General features: G+C 65.2%; 15 protein-coding genes and 1 tRNA gene. 4 read left to right on the plus strand and 12 right to left on the minus strand.

The window, feature by feature from the left end; genetic code table 11:
• Positions 1-265: 265 nt before the first annotated feature.
• Positions 266-529, minus strand: coding sequence for a hypothetical protein (locus tag WI560_RS15015; protein ID WP_375308981.1), 264 nt, complete (start codon positions 527-529; stop codon positions 266-268).
• Between WI560_RS15015 and WI560_RS15020 the strand changes: the two genes are divergently transcribed.
• Together WI560_RS15020 and WI560_RS15025 are read left to right on the plus strand one after the other, a co-directional pair.
• Complete coding sequence (locus WI560_RS15020) at positions 426-3,530, plus strand: DEAD/DEAH box helicase (protein ID WP_375308845.1); 3,105 nt, start codon at positions 426-428, stop codon at positions 3,528-3,530. The two genes, WI560_RS15015 and WI560_RS15020, sit on opposite strands and share 104 nt — an antisense overlap.
• A gap of 465 nt (positions 3,531-3,995) precedes the next feature.
• Entirely contained in the window at positions 3,996-4,676 is a 681-nt protein-coding gene (locus tag WI560_RS15025) for a hypothetical protein (RefSeq protein ID WP_375308604.1), read from the plus strand.
• Between the two features lie 64 nt (positions 4,677-4,740).
• Here WI560_RS15025 and WI560_RS15030 read toward each other — a convergent pair whose 3' ends face one another.
• The 8 genes from WI560_RS15030 to WI560_RS15065 all read right to left on the minus strand — a co-directional run bounded on the left by WI560_RS15030 (position 4,741) and on the right by WI560_RS15065 (position 11,610).
• A complete protein-coding gene (locus WI560_RS15030; RefSeq protein WP_375308605.1) occupies positions 4,741-4,983 on the minus strand; it encodes a hypothetical protein in 243 nt (80 codons plus the stop codon).
• Between the two features lie 222 nt (positions 4,984-5,205).
• Complete coding sequence (locus tag WI560_RS15035; protein ID WP_375308606.1) at positions 5,206-5,376, minus strand: hypothetical protein; 171 nt, start codon at positions 5,374-5,376, stop codon at positions 5,206-5,208.
• 153 nt (positions 5,377-5,529) lie between these two features.
• Positions 5,530-5,892 (minus strand): hypothetical protein, encoded by a 363-nt coding sequence (locus WI560_RS15040; protein WP_375308607.1) that lies wholly within the window; start codon positions 5,890-5,892, stop codon positions 5,530-5,532.
• A gap of 155 nt (positions 5,893-6,047) precedes the next feature.
• Complete coding sequence (locus tag WI560_RS15045) at positions 6,048-6,425, minus strand: response regulator (RefSeq protein ID WP_375308608.1); 378 nt, start codon at positions 6,423-6,425, stop codon at positions 6,048-6,050.
• A gap of 579 nt (positions 6,426-7,004) precedes the next feature.
• Positions 7,005-7,610: a restriction endonuclease gene (locus tag WI560_RS15050; protein ID WP_375308609.1), complete on the minus strand. Its 606-nt coding sequence runs from the start codon at positions 7,608-7,610 to the stop codon at positions 7,005-7,007.
• A 92-nt stretch (positions 7,611-7,702) separates the two neighbouring features.
• Positions 7,703-7,778 (minus strand) — tRNA-Lys (locus WI560_RS15055).
• Positions 7,779-8,149: 371 nt separating this feature from the next.
• The gene (locus WI560_RS15060; RefSeq protein WP_375308610.1) at positions 8,150-10,810 is read right to left on the minus strand and encodes a glycosyltransferase; all 2,661 of its coding nucleotides are present in this window, start codon (positions 10,808-10,810) and stop codon (positions 8,150-8,152) included.
• 212 nt (positions 10,811-11,022) lie between these two features.
• Positions 11,023-11,610 carry a beta-1-3, beta-1-6-glucan biosynthesis protein gene (locus WI560_RS15065; protein ID WP_375308611.1) on the minus strand — a complete coding sequence of 196 codons (588 nt, stop codon included), beginning with the start codon at positions 11,608-11,610 and terminating at the stop codon, positions 11,023-11,025.
• A 341-nt stretch (positions 11,611-11,951) separates the two neighbouring features.
• Between WI560_RS15065 and WI560_RS15070 the strand changes: the two genes are divergently transcribed.
• The gene (locus tag WI560_RS15070) at positions 11,952-13,511 is read left to right on the plus strand and encodes a beta-(1-6) glucans synthase (protein ID WP_375308612.1); all 1,560 of its coding nucleotides are present in this window, start codon (positions 11,952-11,954) and stop codon (positions 13,509-13,511) included.
• Here the strand turns inward: WI560_RS15070 and WI560_RS15075 are convergent.
• The 3 genes from WI560_RS15075 to WI560_RS15085 form a co-directional block, all read right to left on the minus strand.
• Positions 13,471-13,851 (minus strand): hypothetical protein, encoded by a 381-nt coding sequence (locus tag WI560_RS15075; protein ID WP_375308613.1) that lies wholly within the window; start codon positions 13,849-13,851, stop codon positions 13,471-13,473. The genes WI560_RS15070 and WI560_RS15075 overlap by 41 nt on opposite strands.
• A gap of 333 nt (positions 13,852-14,184) precedes the next feature.
• On the minus strand, positions 14,185-14,625 hold the full coding sequence (locus WI560_RS15080; protein ID WP_375308614.1) for an MgtC/SapB family protein: 441 nt from the start codon (positions 14,623-14,625) through the stop codon (positions 14,185-14,187).
• 127 nt (positions 14,626-14,752) lie between these two features.
• Complete coding sequence (locus WI560_RS15085; RefSeq protein WP_375308615.1) at positions 14,753-16,159, minus strand: hypothetical protein; 1,407 nt, start codon at positions 16,157-16,159, stop codon at positions 14,753-14,755.
• 168 nt (positions 16,160-16,327) lie between these two features.
• Between WI560_RS15085 and glmU the strand changes: the two genes are divergently transcribed.
• On the plus strand, positions 16,328-17,683 hold the full coding sequence (gene glmU, locus WI560_RS15090) for a bifunctional UDP-N-acetylglucosamine diphosphorylase/glucosamine-1-phosphate N-acetyltransferase GlmU (protein ID WP_375308616.1): 1,356 nt from the start codon (positions 16,328-16,330) through the stop codon (positions 17,681-17,683).
• Positions 17,684-17,691 lie beyond the last annotated feature (8 nt).

The following is a 17,691-nucleotide window of genomic DNA, read 5'->3' on the forward strand; positions in this document are numbered from 1 at the left end:
GCGCTGGGGTTTTTCGTTTCTCTCCGTGCGCGGAACGGTTACAATCGCGCTCAGCGTCGCATCGACAGACGCAGATCCCGCGCCGCGCAGTTCCGCTGCAGCGGTCGACAAGCCAGCCCTTGTGTCGGGATCGTTGCGCCGCGCCGAACGTTGCCACCAGGCGTGCGTTCGCGGGGCAAATCTCATATGCATGGCGCGACGTCGCCGAATCGCAAATGAGGGCGGCTGGCGTTCAGTTGACGACGGTTTACGACCAGAAACGGATTCAAGTGAGGCTTACCAAGAAGGCGCGGGTGGCCAAGAGGTCGCCGAAGAAGACGTTGCCGAGCAGGACGTCGACAAGCAAGGCGTTGCCGAACAGGACGTCGCCAAGGACGAGCAAGGCGGTGCAGCGCGCCACGATCTCGTCGGCGTCGCCGCTCGGGGTGCTGGCTCTCCACCTGCTTGCCCAATGGAAGCAGTCCGGACCGGGCGGCATCGTTTTTCTCGCCGAGAACGAGAACAGGGCGGAGCGGCTGGGCAGCGTCATTCACGCGCTCGACCCGGCTTGCGAAGTCCTGGTGTTTCCGCGCTTGAACACCTTGCCGTTCGATCAGCTCGAGCCGTCGCACGAGCTCGCGGGGCGCAGGGCTTCCGTGCTGAGGCGCCTTGCGAAATCCAAGAACCCGCTCTTTCTCGTCTCGACGGCGGAAGCAGTGATGGAGCGCCTGCCGCCGCCGGCGAGCCTGGCACGCCTCAGCTTGAGCTTGAAGGTGGGCGGCCCGTTCTCCGAGCGCGAGCTCGAGACGCGTCTCGAAGCCCTCGGATACGATCTCGACGACGAGCCGGATTATCCGGGCGGGGCGCTGTTCCACGGCCAGACCTTCGAGATCTTTCCGGCAGGCGCGCTGGGGCCGTTCCGGATCGAGCATTCGGATCGGGCGATCAAGCGGATTGTGGCGTTCGATCCGAACGAGCACAGGATCATTTTCGAGACCAGGGAGCTGCTCGTCGATCCCATGTCGGAGCGGCTCGGCCTTGCCGGCAAAGGAAGCAAGCGCGCGAGCCTGTTCGACTATTGCGGACGTGCCAAATGGATCGCCGACGCAGGGGTCCCGACGCACGTCGACGGTTGGTTCGATACGATCGAGGAGGCCGCGCCGCGCGCCGAGCGCGAGCGCGAATATCTCGGGCGGCGCGACTGGAAGCAGCTCTCCAGGGGCATGAAGGTGCTGCCACGCGCGGCGTCCTTCCAGACCATCCCGGAGTTTTCGAAGCTGACATCCGCCAGGAAGGCGTTGCGTGCTTTCGTCGAGGAGACGCGGCGGGCCGGTTCGCGGCTGATCCTCGCCGCGGCGCAGGAGGACGACCTGCGCGTGATGGAGCGCATGAGCGGCCTCAGGGCGCCGCGCTGCGAGGACTGGGACGAGGCGGCGAGCGCACGGAGCGGCGAGGCGGCGCTGCTGGCCGATCTCGACGCAGGGTTTGTGGTGCCGGGCCGAAAGCCTCTCGTCGTCGTGACGGCCTCCGACGTGCTCGGCAGCCGGGCGCATCATCCGCAGCCGATGGCGCGGGCCTGGAGCACGGCCTTCGACCATGCCGACGTGCCCGAGCAGGGCACCGTGGTGATCCATCTCCAGCGCGGTCTCGGTGTGCTCGACGGCCTGCAGACCGTCAACACCGGCGGCGGCGCCTTGCGGGAGATGATCCGCCTGAAGTTCGCCGGCGACAATGCGGTGCTGGTGCCGCCGTCCGATCTCGCCTTGATGTGGCCTTACGCCGCCGAGCTCGGCAAGCTCTCGCTCGACAAGGCGGACGGCAGCACATGGTGGGCGCGGCGCACCGAAGCGGAGCGCGAGATCCAGGCGGCCGGCAGGGCGCTCGCCAAGCACATCAGCCAGCGCCGCCGGCGGCGCGGCGAGAAGCTGGTGCCGCCGGGATCGGCCTACGAGAAGTTCGTCGCGCGTTTCCCCTACTTCACCACGATCGACCAGGCCAAGGCGATCCACGACGTGCTGGACGATCTCGCCTCCGGTCATCCCATGGACCGGGTGGTCTGCGGCGACGTCGGCTTCGGCAAGACCGAGGTGGCGCTGCGGGCGGCGGCGGCGGTGGTGCTCTCGGGCAAGCAGGTGGCGGTCGCGGTGCCGACGACGGTGCTGGCGCGCCAGCACGTCGCGACCTTCCAGAAGCGTTTTGCCCCGTTCGGCATCGAGGTCGGCAACCTGTCGCGGGCGACCTCGGGCGCCGAGCTGCGCGAGACCAGGGAGGGCCTGCGCAGCGGCCGGATCAAGGTCGTGATCGGCACGCAGGCGCTCACCGGCAAGGACGTCAGGTTCGACGATCTCGGCCTCGTCATCATCGACGAGGAGCAGCATTTCGGCGCCGCCGAGAAGGCCAAGCTCGCCGGCCTCGCCAAGAACGTCCATGTGCTGATGATGAGCGCGACGCCGATCCCGCGCACGCTCGCCGCCGGTCTTGCCGGCTTCCGCGACCTCAGCGTGATCGCCTCGCCCCCGGTGCACCGGCTGCCGGTCGCGACCCGGATCGCGCCGCTGTCGGATGCTGCGATCGCCTCGGCGCTGCTGCGTGAGCAGCGCCGCCACGGCCAGAGTTTCCTGATCTGCCCGCGCATCCAGGATCTCGATCCGATGCTGGCGCGGGTGCAGGCGGTGGCGGGCGACCTGCGCATCGTCTGCCTGCACGGCCGATTGGCGGCGGACGAGATCGACGACCGCATGATGAGCTTCGTCGAGGGCAGGGCCGACGTGCTGCTCGCGACCAACATCGTCGAGAGCGGGCTCGATATCCCCCGTGCCAACACCATCGTTGTCTGCTGGCCGGAGAAGTTCGGCCTTGCCCAGCTGCATCAGCTGCGCGGGCGCGTCGGCCGCAGCGGCATCCGCGCCTTCGCGCATCTGCTGACCGAGACGCAATCCGGACAATCCGAGAAGCGCCTGGCCGTGCTCGAGGAGTTCAGCCGGCCCGGCGCTGGCTTTGCCATCAGCGAGCGCGACCTCGACCTGCGCGGCGCGGGCGACCTGTTCTCCGAGCAGCAATCCGGCCACGTCAAGGTGTTCGGGCCGGTGCTCTACAGTCATCTCCTCAAGATGGCTTCGGAGAAGCTCGACGAGGGGCAGGCGGTGTGGGTGCCGGACCTGAACCTGCCGCTCGGTGAAATGCTGCCCGAGAGCTATGTGCAGTCCGAGCCGGTCCGGCTCGAGCTCTATGCGCGCGCCGCACGTTGCACGGATGAGGACGACCTCGAGGACCTCGAGGAGGAAACCGCCCGCCGCTTCGGACCCTTGCCGGAGGTCGCGCGCGATTTCTTCGCCGCGGCGAGGCTCAGGATTGAATGCAAGCGCAGAGGCATCATCCGCCTCGACGTCGGGCCGGAAGCTGCGGCCGCGACCTTCCTGCCGGGGCGCCTGCGGAAGTCGCGGGGCAAGTCGCTGCAGCGCGACGGCGACCGCGTCGTCTATCACGCCAAGATGCAGGGCGCGCCGTTCGAGCGGGTGGAGGAGCTGTTCGAGCTGCTGGACGAGGGGTGAGGCGACCTTCAAAAAACGCGAAAACAACCCCATGCACAGTAGCTAAGTGCTGCTGGCACAAGGCATTTTGAATCCGGCGGAAGGGCTGCGTTTGCCCCGTCGGGCAAAACAGGGATGATCGCCGGCTTTGGAGAATCCGTCGTTCGGAATGCTGAGCCAGCAACGGCTGCCGTAGGGTGGGCAAAGGCGCGAAGCGCCGTGCCCACGATCTTTCCGATCCGGCCACAGATGCGTGGGCACGCTCCGTTTTGCCCACCCTACGGCAGCGTCGGCGTAAAACCTCTGTCTTCGCCAGGCCCCGTACTCGAACGGAGGCGCCGAGCCCGCCCGCCGCCTCCGCCGCTAACGTGGAATTAATCCGAAATGCTCACAATTTTAGGCAGTTGTGTAAGGGTGCTGCGTACAAGGGACTCCTCGTGAGGGCGTTTCCAGGAGCGGCTTCCTGTTGCTCGCTCATTGGGGTCCATGCACGTGACCACGACATTCGAAACGGCAGGCTTTGCCGAAGAGCTCGACGCCGCCGCCCTTGCAGAAGCCGCCGCAGGGCACGAACCCGAAACGCTTGAGGCTTCGGAGCCGGTCAAGCGGTCGAGTCGGAAATCGATCCTGGCGCTCTCAGTGTGTGCCCTGGCCATCAACGGCGCGGCGGCCATGTACACGGCGCCGGCCGATTTTTCGTCGCTGAATCTCGGCAGCCTGGCTGAGCTGCTGCCGCGCCAGGACGCGGCCGCGGCAAAGCCGGATCCGGTCGTCGCTGCGCTGAAGGAGATTCAGGCGGCCCAGCAGCAGCACACTGCGTTGCTGCAGCAGAACAATCAGGCAGCGGATCAGAACTCGGTTCTGCTGCAGCAGGATTCGATGCTGCTGCTGTCGCTGCGACAGAGCATCACGGACGAGCGGGTCGACGTGAAGAAGATCTCGTCGCAGCTGTCGACGCTGATCGCCAAGATCGACTCGCTGCAGAGCACGGCGATGTCGGACGTCACCTCGTCCGTTCGAAAAGCGCATGCGCGCTATGGATTGTCCGCCGCGATGCGCAAGCGGATGGTTCGGGAGCCCAAACCTGTCGGGCCTCTGGGGCCCGTGGGGCCGGTCTCGGTTGGCGGGGCGCCGCTGAGCGTGCCGGCCGCGACGCCGGAAAGCTGAAGCCACGTCGAGCTGATCGGCGACAACGACGACCGCGCTGGTGCGACGCGGCGGATCGGCGCCGTCACTTCAAGGCGTGATCGATCTTGTGCACCAAATGCCCGGTGTCGTGATCACGGCGTAGCTGGCTCAGCGACGTCTCGTTGAGCTGCGCCAGGACCTCGCTGAGCTGCGTCGCATCGGGATATCCTGCCGCAAAGCTTCTGCCGTAGATCTTGCGCAACGTGCCGACCAGCGTGTTGCCGTGCTTCTTGCTGATCCCGCCATCCTTGTCGCGATGGCGGCCATCCAGGCCCGGTTCCTTCATGCGTCTCTCCCGTGCGGCGTCTGAAGCGCCTGGAGAGAGCCTGCGCCCAAACCGGTGGACTGGCAATGGCATCGCGCACCCGGCGAGGGTCGGCCAGCACCATGGGAAGAGCCCGCACTTTACCTGGCCGCTAAACCGCTAAGCTGCGAAGCAACGCAGCGCTGGCTGAACAATGCCGTCGAATGCCGGCCGAGGCGGATAACGGCGGGAGATCGCCTGGGATTAGGCGGCCTGCTCTTCGAACGAGGTGTAGACCCGGCCGGCGGGGTCGACGACCTGAACGTCCCAGCAGCCGTCCTTGACCAGCTCCCTGGCCTTCTTGAGGGCGGCGGCGAGTGAAGGCCGCTTCAGGCTGACGATACCCGCCGTGTCGAAACCGTTGATTTCAAACATGCCGCTCCTCCGGTTTGGATGAAGGGTACACGTTTTCGGAGGGTTGTCAGCGGGTTTTTGGGGTGGGCGAGCCGCCCCGGTCGGAACCATCCTGGTCAGATATCCTGCATTCCTGCAAAGGTTTGCGGAAGGCCCTTCGTTCCCGCAAACGCGTCAGGCAGCCCCGCGCAAAGGCAGCGCCAGTTGAAAACCGAATGGGCGTGACGAGTTGGCGCTGATGAAAGCCTCAAGCGCAGGCGATAAGTCGATGCCGTCCTGGACCGCGCGATCAGCCAGGGCGTTGGCGATGTCTTCGGTGGCGTCGCGCGACCAGCCCTCGATGGCGTTGAAGGTGACGATCTTGAGGGGGTAGGCGTATTGCCCGGAGAGCAAGTCCCGCAGCACCGTTTCGCGGTCGGTATCCTGCTCGTCCGTCTCTCGCCAGGCACAACCGGCACGCGCGCCGAAGTCCTCCAGAACGAGGTAGATCTCGCGATCCAGGCGATCCAGCGGCACGATCGACGGCGAATGACGCATACGCAACTCCTACTCCCGAGGAAGGAAATTGCTGCGGCAGGTTATCGTTCCGCGATCGATTGCAGGCGCGGGCCTTTTTCGAGGCCGGCTTGGCGCAATTGACGGCAAACAATTGTCGATCGGCGCGCATTGACGGCGGTCGGCTGGGGCCGTGCCTACTTGCCCGTGAGCGACGTCATTGCATCCAAAAGACGTTCAAGTCTGAACGGCTTCTGCAGCATGATGCTGCCCGACACCGGTCTTGGAGCGTCGTGCGTGTAACCGGTGGCGTAGATGACCGGCATGCGCGGATTGGATTGTCTGCACCGGATGGCAACGTCCCAGCCCGTCAGCGAACCTGCTAGCTTGATGTCAGTGAACAACAGATCAGGTGCGGCTTCGGCGCAGAGCTGAAGCGCGCGCTCGCCGCTATCAGCTTCCATGACTTCGTGCCCATGCGTCTCCAGGATGTCGACTACCACGTCCCGGATCAGATCTTCGTCTTCGGCTACAAGAACCCGCAAAATCATCCTCCAGTCGCGCTCTTCGTCCACGACGTGAGGACCCATGAGCAGAATACGCGGCCCCGGCGAGTTTGGGCCGTTTCCGCCAGCTCGGCCGGCGAGCCAGCGAGATTTAAGCCAGGATAGGGGCCTTTGTTCCTGCCCACCTGCTGAACCGTCCGGGCGATCGGATCGTACCGGGTAGGCCGGAACGGCGCCGAGTTAGCCTGTCGTGGCTGCGGACGCCCACGCTGCTACGCGGCGTCTAGGTGAGCGGGATGGTATCCACCCGCAGGCAGGGACGGCACTGGTAGGCATGCACCGCGGGAAGCGTGAAGATGGCCGGCAGTGTCGCCAAGAACGTCATCGGCCGTCTGCACTTGGAGCAGATCAGAACGGGCGGACTGTCTTTCGCTGCGCAGATCATCGCCAAAGTGCCTGGAGGGGTAGGGCACGATAGGCGGATGCTGCGGGGAGTTCATCTCGGGGGGACTACTGGAGTCTATCGGAATCTGGCGGGTTTGTTTGCGAGGTAGGACCAGTTGAAGAGCCAGAAACAACCCTGTCGATCCTGTATGGACCAGTGGTTTGGCGGCTCCTCACAATCAGAACACGGCGCAAGAAAACGTCTCAAGTAGAAAGATCGGCTAACCAGCGCTGTAGATGCGTTCCATTGATAAGCTCAAGACGATAGGGCAGCACATTCTTCATCCCGGGAGCTTCTTCGATACGCGGTGCAAAATCTGACGTGGTCGCAATGATCCCTTTGCTCACGTTCGCCTCAGTTGCGAGCACACCGAGCATCTCGTGCACGTGCGCGCGATCAACAAGTCGATTTGGGGCGTACGCCTTCATAGAGCCTAGTATGCGAATACAACCCACTCCATGTTTGACTGCGATTACATCTCGACCATGATCGCCTGACCTTGGCGTTAGTGTAACCTCATAGCCGTCCGCACTCATCGCGCCCGCCAGCATTTCTTCCCACTGTCGGTCGTTGAGCTGAAATGCGAGATTCCAATCCTCTCCTAACCGCTGGGCAATCTCGACCCACACACCGGCATAGGACTTAATCAAAAGCCCTTCCGATGTTTGCCTTTCCGGCACGATCAGGCCGCCAACGGTTATCGAGGCAATGTTCGTAGCGTTGCTGAGCAGTTCGGCTGCGCGCTTTCGAGGACTGCCTGCTCCGAGACGACCGAAGCCCGCTCCCATGCGCCCAAATCCGCCGATCATGGCCAGCTATCCTATTTGAGCTCGTATGCCGTTCGCGTACCTAGCGAGCATTTAGCGCTCATTGGATTTGCGGAACAAGCCATCGATGTCTTTGGTGAGCGCGCTGGGGCTCGAACCCAGGACCCCGTGATTAAAAGTCACGTGCTCTACCGGCTGAGCTACGCGCTCCCATGGCCGCTGATGGCTTTGACGAGGATCGCCATCGTGTTCGGACATTCGAGAAGCATGTCTTGCCGCTACGCGCGATTTGCGTCGCGGGGAAAAACCGGCTGTTTCCGGATCATGCTTTCGGCCCGCGCTGTGTAGGGGGATGGGGCGCGGAGGTCAATAGCAAGCGTGGCTGCCGAAAGTCGTAGCAGAGGCGGAGATTTGCTCGTGGAATCTTCGACTTAAGGCGGGAATTTCAACCTGATTGGCGGGCGTCATCCACGCCGAACTGCGGGAGCGTGCTGGACCACCTCGGCCTTTCATGGTTCGCCCGGCGATGCGGAGCATCGTCCGGACGCCCGCTTGGGCGGGCGCCTCGCCATGAGGGTCTGTCAGTTCGTCTCCCGCCGCATCTCGGTCGGCACCGCCTGGGGCGCGGCCACGGGAGGCAGCGACACCGGGCGCAGCCCGATCAGCTCGGCGGTGCGGATCGCGCTGTCGCGCCAGAACTGGAACGAGTTGATGCGGCTGAGCTCGAGGACGGCGATGGCGACGGCGGCCAGGAACGGCAGGCTCTGCAGGACGAGGACGCCCGCGAAGATGTAGATCTCGGTGATCTGCTTGTAGCTGTTGGAGGCGACCAGCACGCCGGCGCCGACCAGCAGCAGGGTGCCGATCACGGCCTCCCAGAACGCCTGGAACTCGATCGACATCCGGCTGAGGCCGCCCTTGGAGGTGCGGGCGAAGGCGATGTGCTCGGTGATCAGACCCTGCGCCACCGCGCGCGACACCGTCCATTGCACGCTCATCGCCGCGATCATGGCGCCCAGCATCTGGCCGGGCTTGATGGCGACGCGGGCGCGGTACATCGACAGGAAGTGCACCAGCGAGACGATGAAGGCGCCGATGATCGGCAGCGTCAGGATCTTGTCGGGGATGGCGATGTCGGCGAAGGCGACGATCGGCACCCAGACGAGGTTGAGCAGCGCCACGACCACGCCGAGGCTCTCGGCACCCAGCCAGTTGAGCCAGCCGAGGCCGTATTCGCGCTTCTGGTCCGCGGTCAGCCGGCTCGCGCCGGGCAGGAAGCGGCGCCAGTGCTTCTTGACGATCTGCAGGCCGCCATAGGCCCAGCGGTGCCGCTGCTTCTTGAAGGCCTCGTAGGTGTCCGGCAAGAGGCCCGCGCCGTAGCGGGTGTTGGTGTAGTGGGTGGTCCAGCCGAGCTCCTGGATCGCCAGACCGAGATCGGAATCCTCACAGATCGTGTCGGACGACCAGCCGCCGGCCATGTCCATCGCAGAACGGCGGATCAGGCACATCGTGCCGTGCACGATGATGGCGTTGGCCTCGTTGCGCTGGACCATGCCGATGTCGAAGAAGCCGGCATATTCGCCGTTCATGATGTAGTGCATGATCGACAGATCGCCGTCGCGGTGCTCCTGCGGCGCCTGCACGAGGCCGACGCGCGGATCGGCGAAGGCGGGCACGAGATCCTTCAGCCAGTCCGGCTCGACGACATAGTCGGCATCGAGAATGCCGATGATCTCGGCGTCGGCCGCGGTGCGGTCCATTGCGATGCGCAGCGCTCCGGCCTTGAAGCCCTGCACCTTCTCGGCGTTGATGAACTTGAAGCGTTCACCGAGCGCGCGGCAATGGTCCTGGATCGGCTGCCAGAACGCAGGGTCCGGCGTGTTGTTGATGATGACGACGCATTCGTAGTTCGGATAGTTCAGCCGCGACAACGCATCCAGCGTCTGCTTGAGCATGTCGACCGGCTCGAAATAAGCGGGGATGTGGATCGAGACCTTCGGGCAGTAACCTTCGGGCACGTTCTCGATCGGCTTGTCCTTGGCGATCAGCCGCTGCGGCGGCCGGCCGAAGGCGACCGCGGCGATCTCGTCGATGCGCGCCATCGCAATGAGAACAAGAGGAACAAGGAGGATCATGCCGAGCGTCAGCGCGAAGGCCGAGCCGAACAGGAAGTAGTGGCTGTTCCAGAACGCGAACACGGTCGCGGCCCAGGCGCCGACGCCGTTGGCGGTCGCCGACAGCAGGAAGGCCTGCTTGGCGGTCGCCTTTTCGATCCGCAGGATCGGCAGTGACAGCAGAACGCCGACCAGCAGCGCGATGCCCATCAGCTTCCAGTAATCGGGATTCTCCACCGGGCCGGTCCAGGCGAATTTCGGCTCGCGGTTGGCATTGAGGATGCCCCAATACGGACCGACGCCACCTTCGAAGTATTTCCAGGGCTGATCGATGGCTTCGACGATGTTGTAGTCCATGCCGAGCGCTTCGGCGCGGGTCACGAAGTTGCGCAAGGTCAGCGCCTGCTGGAACGGACCTGGGTCTGCGTTGCGCAGATTATAGCCTGCGCTCGGCCAACCGAACTCGGCGATCACGATGCGCTTGCCCGGGAACTGATTGCGCAGCAGGTTGTAGCGGTCCACGGCCTGGTCGACGGCCTGATCCGAACGGAAGTTTTCCCAATAGGGCAGCACGTGCGCGGCGATGAAATCGACGCTGGAGCCGAGGTCCGGAAAATCGCGCCAGATGTTCCAGATCTCGCCCGTCGTAACGGGAACGCGGACCGCGCCCTTGACCTTCTTGATCATCCGGATGAGGTCTTCGACCTTCTGCTCGCCGCGGTAGATCACCTCGTTGCCGACCACGACGCCGACGACGTTGCTGTTCTTGCGGGCGAGCTCGATCGCAGCCTTGATCTCGCGTTCGTTGCGGTCCTCGTCCTTGTCGATCCAGGCGCCGACCGTAACCTTGAGGCCGAACTCGGCCGCGATCGGCGGCACCAGCTCGTTGCCCTCCGTCGCGGAGTAGGAACGGATCGCTCGCGTGAGGGTCGAGAGCTTCTTCATGTCCGCGCGAATCTTGTCGGGGTCGACGTTGAGGTCGACGACATGGCCCGGTTCGAACGGCGTATAGGACAGGCTCGGCACCAGGCCTTTGAAGTCCGGCGCAGGTTCCCTGTCGCGCAGGACTCCCCATAGCCCAGCGTGGAGCGCGGACACGAGCAACAGAACGGCGGCGACAACGCGCATCGCGGCTAAACCAAAAGGGGCTGAGGTGGCAGGGAAGCGGATCCGACCCCGAGATCCGACCAAGTCCGCGGCAAAGGAAGCATATCTCCGCCGCGCGGTTTCACAACTGTCATGGCCTCATGTCCTTATGAGGGCATGCCTTTCGGGATGCGCGGCAGTGCCAGCCGTCTCTATGGAGGATCGTTCCTGAACGCCAGCTGAAACGGCCTCAGCTATTTCTGGGGCGCGGGCGTCGGGCTTGCCGCAGGCGAGGGGCTGGCGGCCGGCTGCGCCGCCGGCGAATTGCCCGAGGCCGGCGCGGGCGACGCCGAGGCGGCCGCCTGCTGCGGCTGGGCGGCCGGGTTGATCCAGCAGGCGTGCACACGGCTGTCCAGCGTCTCGGCAACCTTGGGGTCGATCTGGCCGCCGAACCGGGTCAGGCAGCGGAACGCGGCCTGGATGTGGCCGCCGGGGCAGCCGAAACGATCGTAGAGGTCGAGGTGGCGGAAGGCGGTATCGAGGTCGTCCCGCCACATCAGCCGCACCACGCGCCGGCCGAGCCAGACGCATTCGGGATTGCCGGCCGGGCCGTTGATGACCTGGGCGGCTTCGGCGAACTCGTCGGTGCGGCGCTGGTTCTGGGCGGCATCCTTGGCGGCGTCGGCAGGCTGGGCGGCGGCCTTGCCCTGATCCGGGGTCGGCGTACCGCTCTGGGCGGAGGCGCCAGCGAGGCCGGCGAGAACGAGAAGGCAGGAGACGGCCAAGGTGGCGGCGAACTGCCGCAGGACCGCATTTCGTGACTCGAACACCCGTTGCCGCATGAATTCCCCAATGTATCCGCTGGCCGTCCGCGTCAGGATCCCGCGGACGCGTCGGTGATGGCGTCCAAATGGGTCTCCATTGCGGCGGAAAAGTCTTTCGGAGTCCATGACCTGTATTTGGAATTTTGTCCAGCAAAGTCACGATGCTAGGTCCCGGTCGAACGGCCGCAGCCCAATTCCTTGGAGGAGGAGCGGAACACTTGAGTGGACTGGCATCTGGGCACCCCCTTGGCAGACGGCGTGCAAGCAGGTAATCGACGGACCCTTCGCGGAGGACGGAACCGATTTCTCTTCGTACGCCACTGGCGCTTCTGCTCGTTTCACTGGGTGCGATTGCTGCCGTGTGGTGGTGGTTGGCGACGCCGATCACGCTCGCGCGCGCCCCGATCGACCCGGCCGACAAGGTCCAATGCGTCTCCTACGCGCCGTTCCGCGGCGAGCAGACGCCGCTGGAGACGTGGACCCATATCGAGGCCGAGCAGATCGAGCAGGATCTGCGCCAGCTCAAAGAGATCACCGACTGCGTCCGCACCTATTCAATGGAGAACGGGCTCGACCAGGTGCCGGCGATCGCCGCCAGGGTTGGCGGGCTGAAAGTGCTGCAGGGCATCTGGCTCTCCAGCAACCGCACCAAGAACTACGAGCAGGCCGGGCTCGCCATCCGCCTTGCCAAGCAATTCCCCGACATCATCAGCACGCTCATCGTCGGCAACGAGGTGCTGCTGCGCGGCGAGATGACGACGGCGGATCTCGTCTCCATCATTCGCCTGGTGAAGACGCAGGTCAGCGTGCCCGTCACCTATGCCGACGTCTGGGAGTACTGGCTGAAGAACCGCGAGGTCGCCGACGCCGTCGACTTCGTCACGATCCACATCCTGCCTTATTGGGAGGATTTCCCGGTCAAGGCGAAGTTCGCTGCCGCCCATGTCGAACAGATCCGCGAGCGCATGGTGGTGGCGTTCCCCGGCAAGGAGATCCTGATCGGCGAGACCGGCTGGCCGAGCGAGGGGCGCATGCGCGACGTCGCGCTGCCGTCACGGACCAATCAGGCGCGCGTGGTCTCGGAAATCCTCGGCCTTGCCAAGGCGAACAAGTTCCGCGTCAATCTGATCGAGTCCTACGACCAGCCCTGGAAGCGCAAGCTGGAAGGCACCGTCGGCGGCTATTGGGGCCTTTACGATTCGGCGCGCCGGACCCTGAAATATCCGCCCGGAGCGCCGATCAGCAATTTCCCGTACTGGAAATGGTACATGGGCGCGGGCATGGGCCTTTCCGTGCTGGTGTTCGCGGTCGCCATCATCACGCTGCGCCGGCGGCCGTGGACGCCGCGCTTCTCGGCCTGGCTCGGCGTCGGCATTTCGGCGACGACGGCGGGGAGCCTGCTCGGGATCGGCGCCGACAAGATGTATTACGAGAGCTACGGCATCGGCGGCTGGCTGCTCTGGGGCGCGTTGCTGCTGGCCGGCATCCTGTCGCCGATCTTCTGCGCCCAGGCCATGGTGATCGGCCGCAGCCTTCCGACCTTCCTCGACCTGCTCGGTCCGCGCGAGGGGCGCAAATGGTCGAAGCTCACCGCCGTTCTCGGCCTGACGCTGGCCGTGACCGCGGTGATCGCGGCCGCGACCGCGCTCGGCTTCGTGTTCGACCCGCGCTACAAGGATTTTCCCTACGCCGCGCTGACGATGGCGGTGGTGCCGTTTGCGCTGCTGATGCTGAACCGGCCGCAGATCGGGCAGCGCCCGATCGCGGAATCGGTGTTCGCGGGCGTGCTGGCGCTGTCGGCCGTCTTCGTGCTCTTCAACGAAGGCCGCGACAATTGGCAGTCGCTGTGGACCTGCACGATGTATCTGCTGTTCGCGTTCACGCTGTGGCGGGCGCGGGCCGAGCAAATCCAAGAATGAACAGGCCAATCGCAAGGCCCGACAACACGACATTGTAGAGCACGATGCCGAGGCCGGCCGCGATGATGCCGACCGTGAGCAACACGATCGACGGCCGCATCAGGTTCAGCGTCGCAACCACCAGCGCGACGATGCCGAACACCGAATTCTTGAACAGCACGGTCGAGACCGAGCGCGCCTTGCAGAGCAGCGTCTGAAGCCCGGCGTCGCAGGCGAGAGCGACCTGCGACAGCTCGATCGCGAGGTAGCGCAGGTAAAGCGCATAGCCGACGGACGAAAAGCCGACGACGATCAGGAACTGGACCTGGTAGGGCGTGAGGCGGAAGGGCTTTTTTGTCATGGCCGGCAATATGGTCGGGATGGCGCGGGCAGGCAACAGGGCAGGCGAGGTTTCTGTCGATCCGGCCGCTCAAAGCCGCGCGAGAGGCCGTCAAGGCCGACCAGGTATTTTCCGGTTCTGTTCGGCGAGCCGGCGCTCATATCGTTCGGCCAAGTCGAGCAGTCGTTTCCTGATATGGGGATCTGCCCGATCTGCCAGGTCGCGGATCAACGCGAGTTGCTCTCGCAAGAAGTTCGCGTCCGTCATCTCCGCTCCGAATCAAATCAGGGAGCGGATCATGCCGTCTTACGCCGACCTCTTCCGTATCATTTGGTACGCTCTCTCGCGGGCTCGCTATTTCAGTCCCAGCCTGCGCTCGACCCAGCCGAGAACGAACAGCACCAGCAAGGTCACTGCGATCGCGGCGCCGACCAGCAGCCAGGCCCCCAGCGCACAGGCAATTCCGAGGCCCGCCGCGATCCAGACGGTTGCCGCCGTCGTAAGGCCGTGCACCGTCTTGGACTTGCTGTCGTGCAGGATGACTCCTGCACCGATGAAGCCCACGCCGCTCAGCACGCCGGTCACGACGCCCTGAATGACCCTGGAGATCGCATCCGGGTTGTCGCGCATGTTCTGGAACTCGATCACGGAGATCGAGATCAATGCTGAGCCGAGCGCGACCAGAGCGAGGGTCCGCATGCCCACCGGCTTGTCGTTCATGTCGCGATCGATGCCGATCACGAGGCCGGTAGCTGCGGCAACGAGCAGCCTCAACACGTCATCAAGTTCGTTCATCGGAGTCCGCGAGGTTTGGAAGGTGAGGTGACGCCAACAAGGCGCCGTCAATGAACGCCAACGGGCTGTTCAAGTCCCAGCGTCCGATCGCCGCATGCAAGCTTCTTCCGTCGAGGAAGGGAGCTTCCTATCGCCTGAAGAACGACGACAGCGTCGATGTCGCCGATGCAGCCTCCGGCTTTGCCGGCGCCGGCGGCGCCGCAGGAGCGGGCGCGGGCTCCTCGCGCTTGCTGCGTTTCGAGGTGTAGCTGCGGCGGCGCTGCGGCTTCTCGGGCTTGGCGCTGGGCGCGGTTTCGGCTTGCGGGGCCGCGTCCTGGTTCTTCTCCGCGTTCTTGTCCTGAACCCTGTCTTGAGATTTCTCCGGGGCCTTGTCCTGCGGCTTCTCCTGAGGATTCTCTTGCGCCTTGTCCGAGCCGCGCATCGACAGGCGCTGGCCGTCGAACACGGTGGTCTCGCAGTGACGATTGCTCTCGGCAAGGCTCGCGCAGAATTTCGCGGCGACGGCGGCGTTGACGAGCGGGCCGGCGCCGAGGCGGAGCTGCATGCCGAGCCCGGTCGTGCCTTCCTTGATCATGATGATCGGCCGCAGCGCTGCGATTTCCGGATTGGATTTGGTCACGCCGCGCCAGAGCGCGCGCAGGCCATCGACCGAATTGGCGCCGCCGAGATCGATCGCGAAACGCGTCTGCTGAACCGCGATCGCGGGGGATTCGCTCTCGGTTGCCTCCGATGGCTTGACGGCAGCCGCGACGAGCTCGGTCGGGGCGGGTGCCGGTTCGGCCTTCTTCTCGGCAGCCTTCTCGTTCGTCTCGGGCTGCATCAATTTCGATGCGGCCGGATCGGGCGGCGCCATGATCGACTTGGACGGGACCAGCGGAATGGTCGGCAACGCCGAATTCATGGAAGGTGATTGCTGCACGAGCGAGGCGGCCGCGGCGGTCTGCGGCGGCGGCTCCTTTGCCGCTTCCTTCGCGGTGTCCTTGACCGTGTCCTTGACCGTGTCCTTGAGGGTGTCCTTGGACGTGTCCTTGGCGGCCTCGGTGCGAGGCTTGTCAGGGGCGGAAGCAGGCGTCGAGGCAACCGGCGCGACGCTGGGGGCTGCGGGCGCAGCATCCTGCGCCTTGCCGGCCTGCGGCGGCGCCGTGGTCTGCCTGGCGATGGCGCCGGTGACGGAATCGAGCCCTTGCTCCAGCACGGTGACGCGCGAATACAGCCGGTCGCGATCCGTGTTCAGCGTCTCGATGGCGGCCGTGAGCCGGCGGGCCTCGTTCTGGCTCTCCCTGGTGAGCATCTGGAGCCGGTCCGCCTGGCGCGCGAGATCGGCGGAAGCGACCTGGTCGCGGCGCCAGCCGAGCTGAGCCTGATTGGCCAGCACCGCGATCGTGACGGCGCCCACCGCCCCCACGCCCCACGAGCCCAGGCGCCACATCAGGCGGCGATCGAACGCGCTTTCCTCGGCCAAGAGTCCGGAGAACAGTCCGCCGGTCTCCTTGGCGCCGAAGGCATCCGCCAGTGGGTCGGAATCCTTTGCCATGAACGTTGAGTGCCCAGCCCCGAAGCTTCCCCGAATCAATCAGGGAACATTAACAGGAAAAGCGGGCCGCACTTGAATTCCGGGCGTTTGCGGGGGTAGCAAGGCTGCAGCATTCGCGGGCGGCCCGCCTGCCACGCCATTTGATTCGGCCGAACCGACAGGATTTCGATGACCGCCCGTTCCAGCCTCACGATCGTGCTCGCCGCCGGCGAAGGCACGCGCATGCGCTCGAGCCTGCCCAAAGTGCTGCATCCGGTCGCTCACCAGACGCTGCTGGCCCACGTGCTCGCCGCGGCGCCGAAGGGAACCGGCAGCGCGCTCGCGGTCGTGATCGGTCCGGACCATCAGGCGGTCGCGGACGAGGCGAGGCGCATCCGGCCCGACGCGCTCATCTTCGTGCAGGCCGAGCGGCTCGGCACCGCGCATGCGGTGCTGGCGGCGCGCGAGGCCATTGCGCGCGGCGCCGACGATCTGCTGATTGCCTTCGGCGATACGCCGCTGATCTCGGCCGAGACCTTTGCCCGGCTGCGCGCGCCGCTCGCCAAGGGCGCCGTGATCGCTGCGCTCGGCTTCCGCGCCGCCGATCCCACAGGCTACGGCCGCTTCATCGTCGAGGGCGAGCGCCTGGTCGCGATCCGCGAGCAGGCCGATGCGAGCGCCGACGAGCGCAAGATCGATCTGTGCAACGCCGGCGTGATGGCGATCGACGGCCGGCGGGCGCTTCAAATCCTTGAGCAAATCGGCAATGCCAATTCCAAGGGCGAATATTATCTGACCGATGCGGTCGAGATCGTCCGCAAGCAGGGATGGGAGTCCGTGGTGATCGAAACCAGCGAGGACGAGGTGCGCGGCATCAACACCAAGGCGCAGCTCGCCGAGGCCGAAGCGGTGATGCAGGCGCGGCTGCGCAAGGCGGCGATGGAGGCCGGCGTCACGCTGATCGCGCCGGAGACGGTCTATCTCGCCGCCGACACCGTGTTCGGCAAGGACGTGACCATCGAGCCGTTCGTGGTGATCGGCCCCGGCGTCTCGATCGCCGACGGCACCGTGATCCATTCCTTTTCGCACATCGTGCAGACGACGCTCGGCAAGAACGTCTCGATCGGCCCCTATGCTCGGCTTCGGCCCGGCACCTCGCTCGGCGACGGCGCGCGGATCGGCAATTTCGTGGAGACCAAGGCGGCGACGCTGGAGGCCGGCGTCAAGGTCAACCATCTCTCCTATATCGGCGATGCCACGGTCGGCGCCAATTCCAACATCGGCGCCGGCACCATCACCTGCAACTACGACGGCTTCAAGAAGCACAGGACTGAGATCGGGCAGGGCGCCTTCGTCGGCACCAATTCATCGCTGGTCGCGCCGGTCAGAATCGGTAACGGCGCCTATATCGGCTCGGGCTCGGTGATCACGCGCGACGTGCCCGATGACGCCATGGCGCTGGAGCGCAACCAGCAGACCATCCGGGAAGGCGGCGCGGCGCGCTATCGCGAGATGAAGACGGGCGGCAAGAAGCCGGAGAAGTGAGCCTTCCG

Source organism: Bradyrhizobium sp. A11, assembly GCF_042077125.1.
In the GTDB taxonomy this organism is placed as follows: domain Bacteria; phylum Pseudomonadota; class Alphaproteobacteria; order Rhizobiales; family Xanthobacteraceae; genus Bradyrhizobium; species Bradyrhizobium japonicum_B.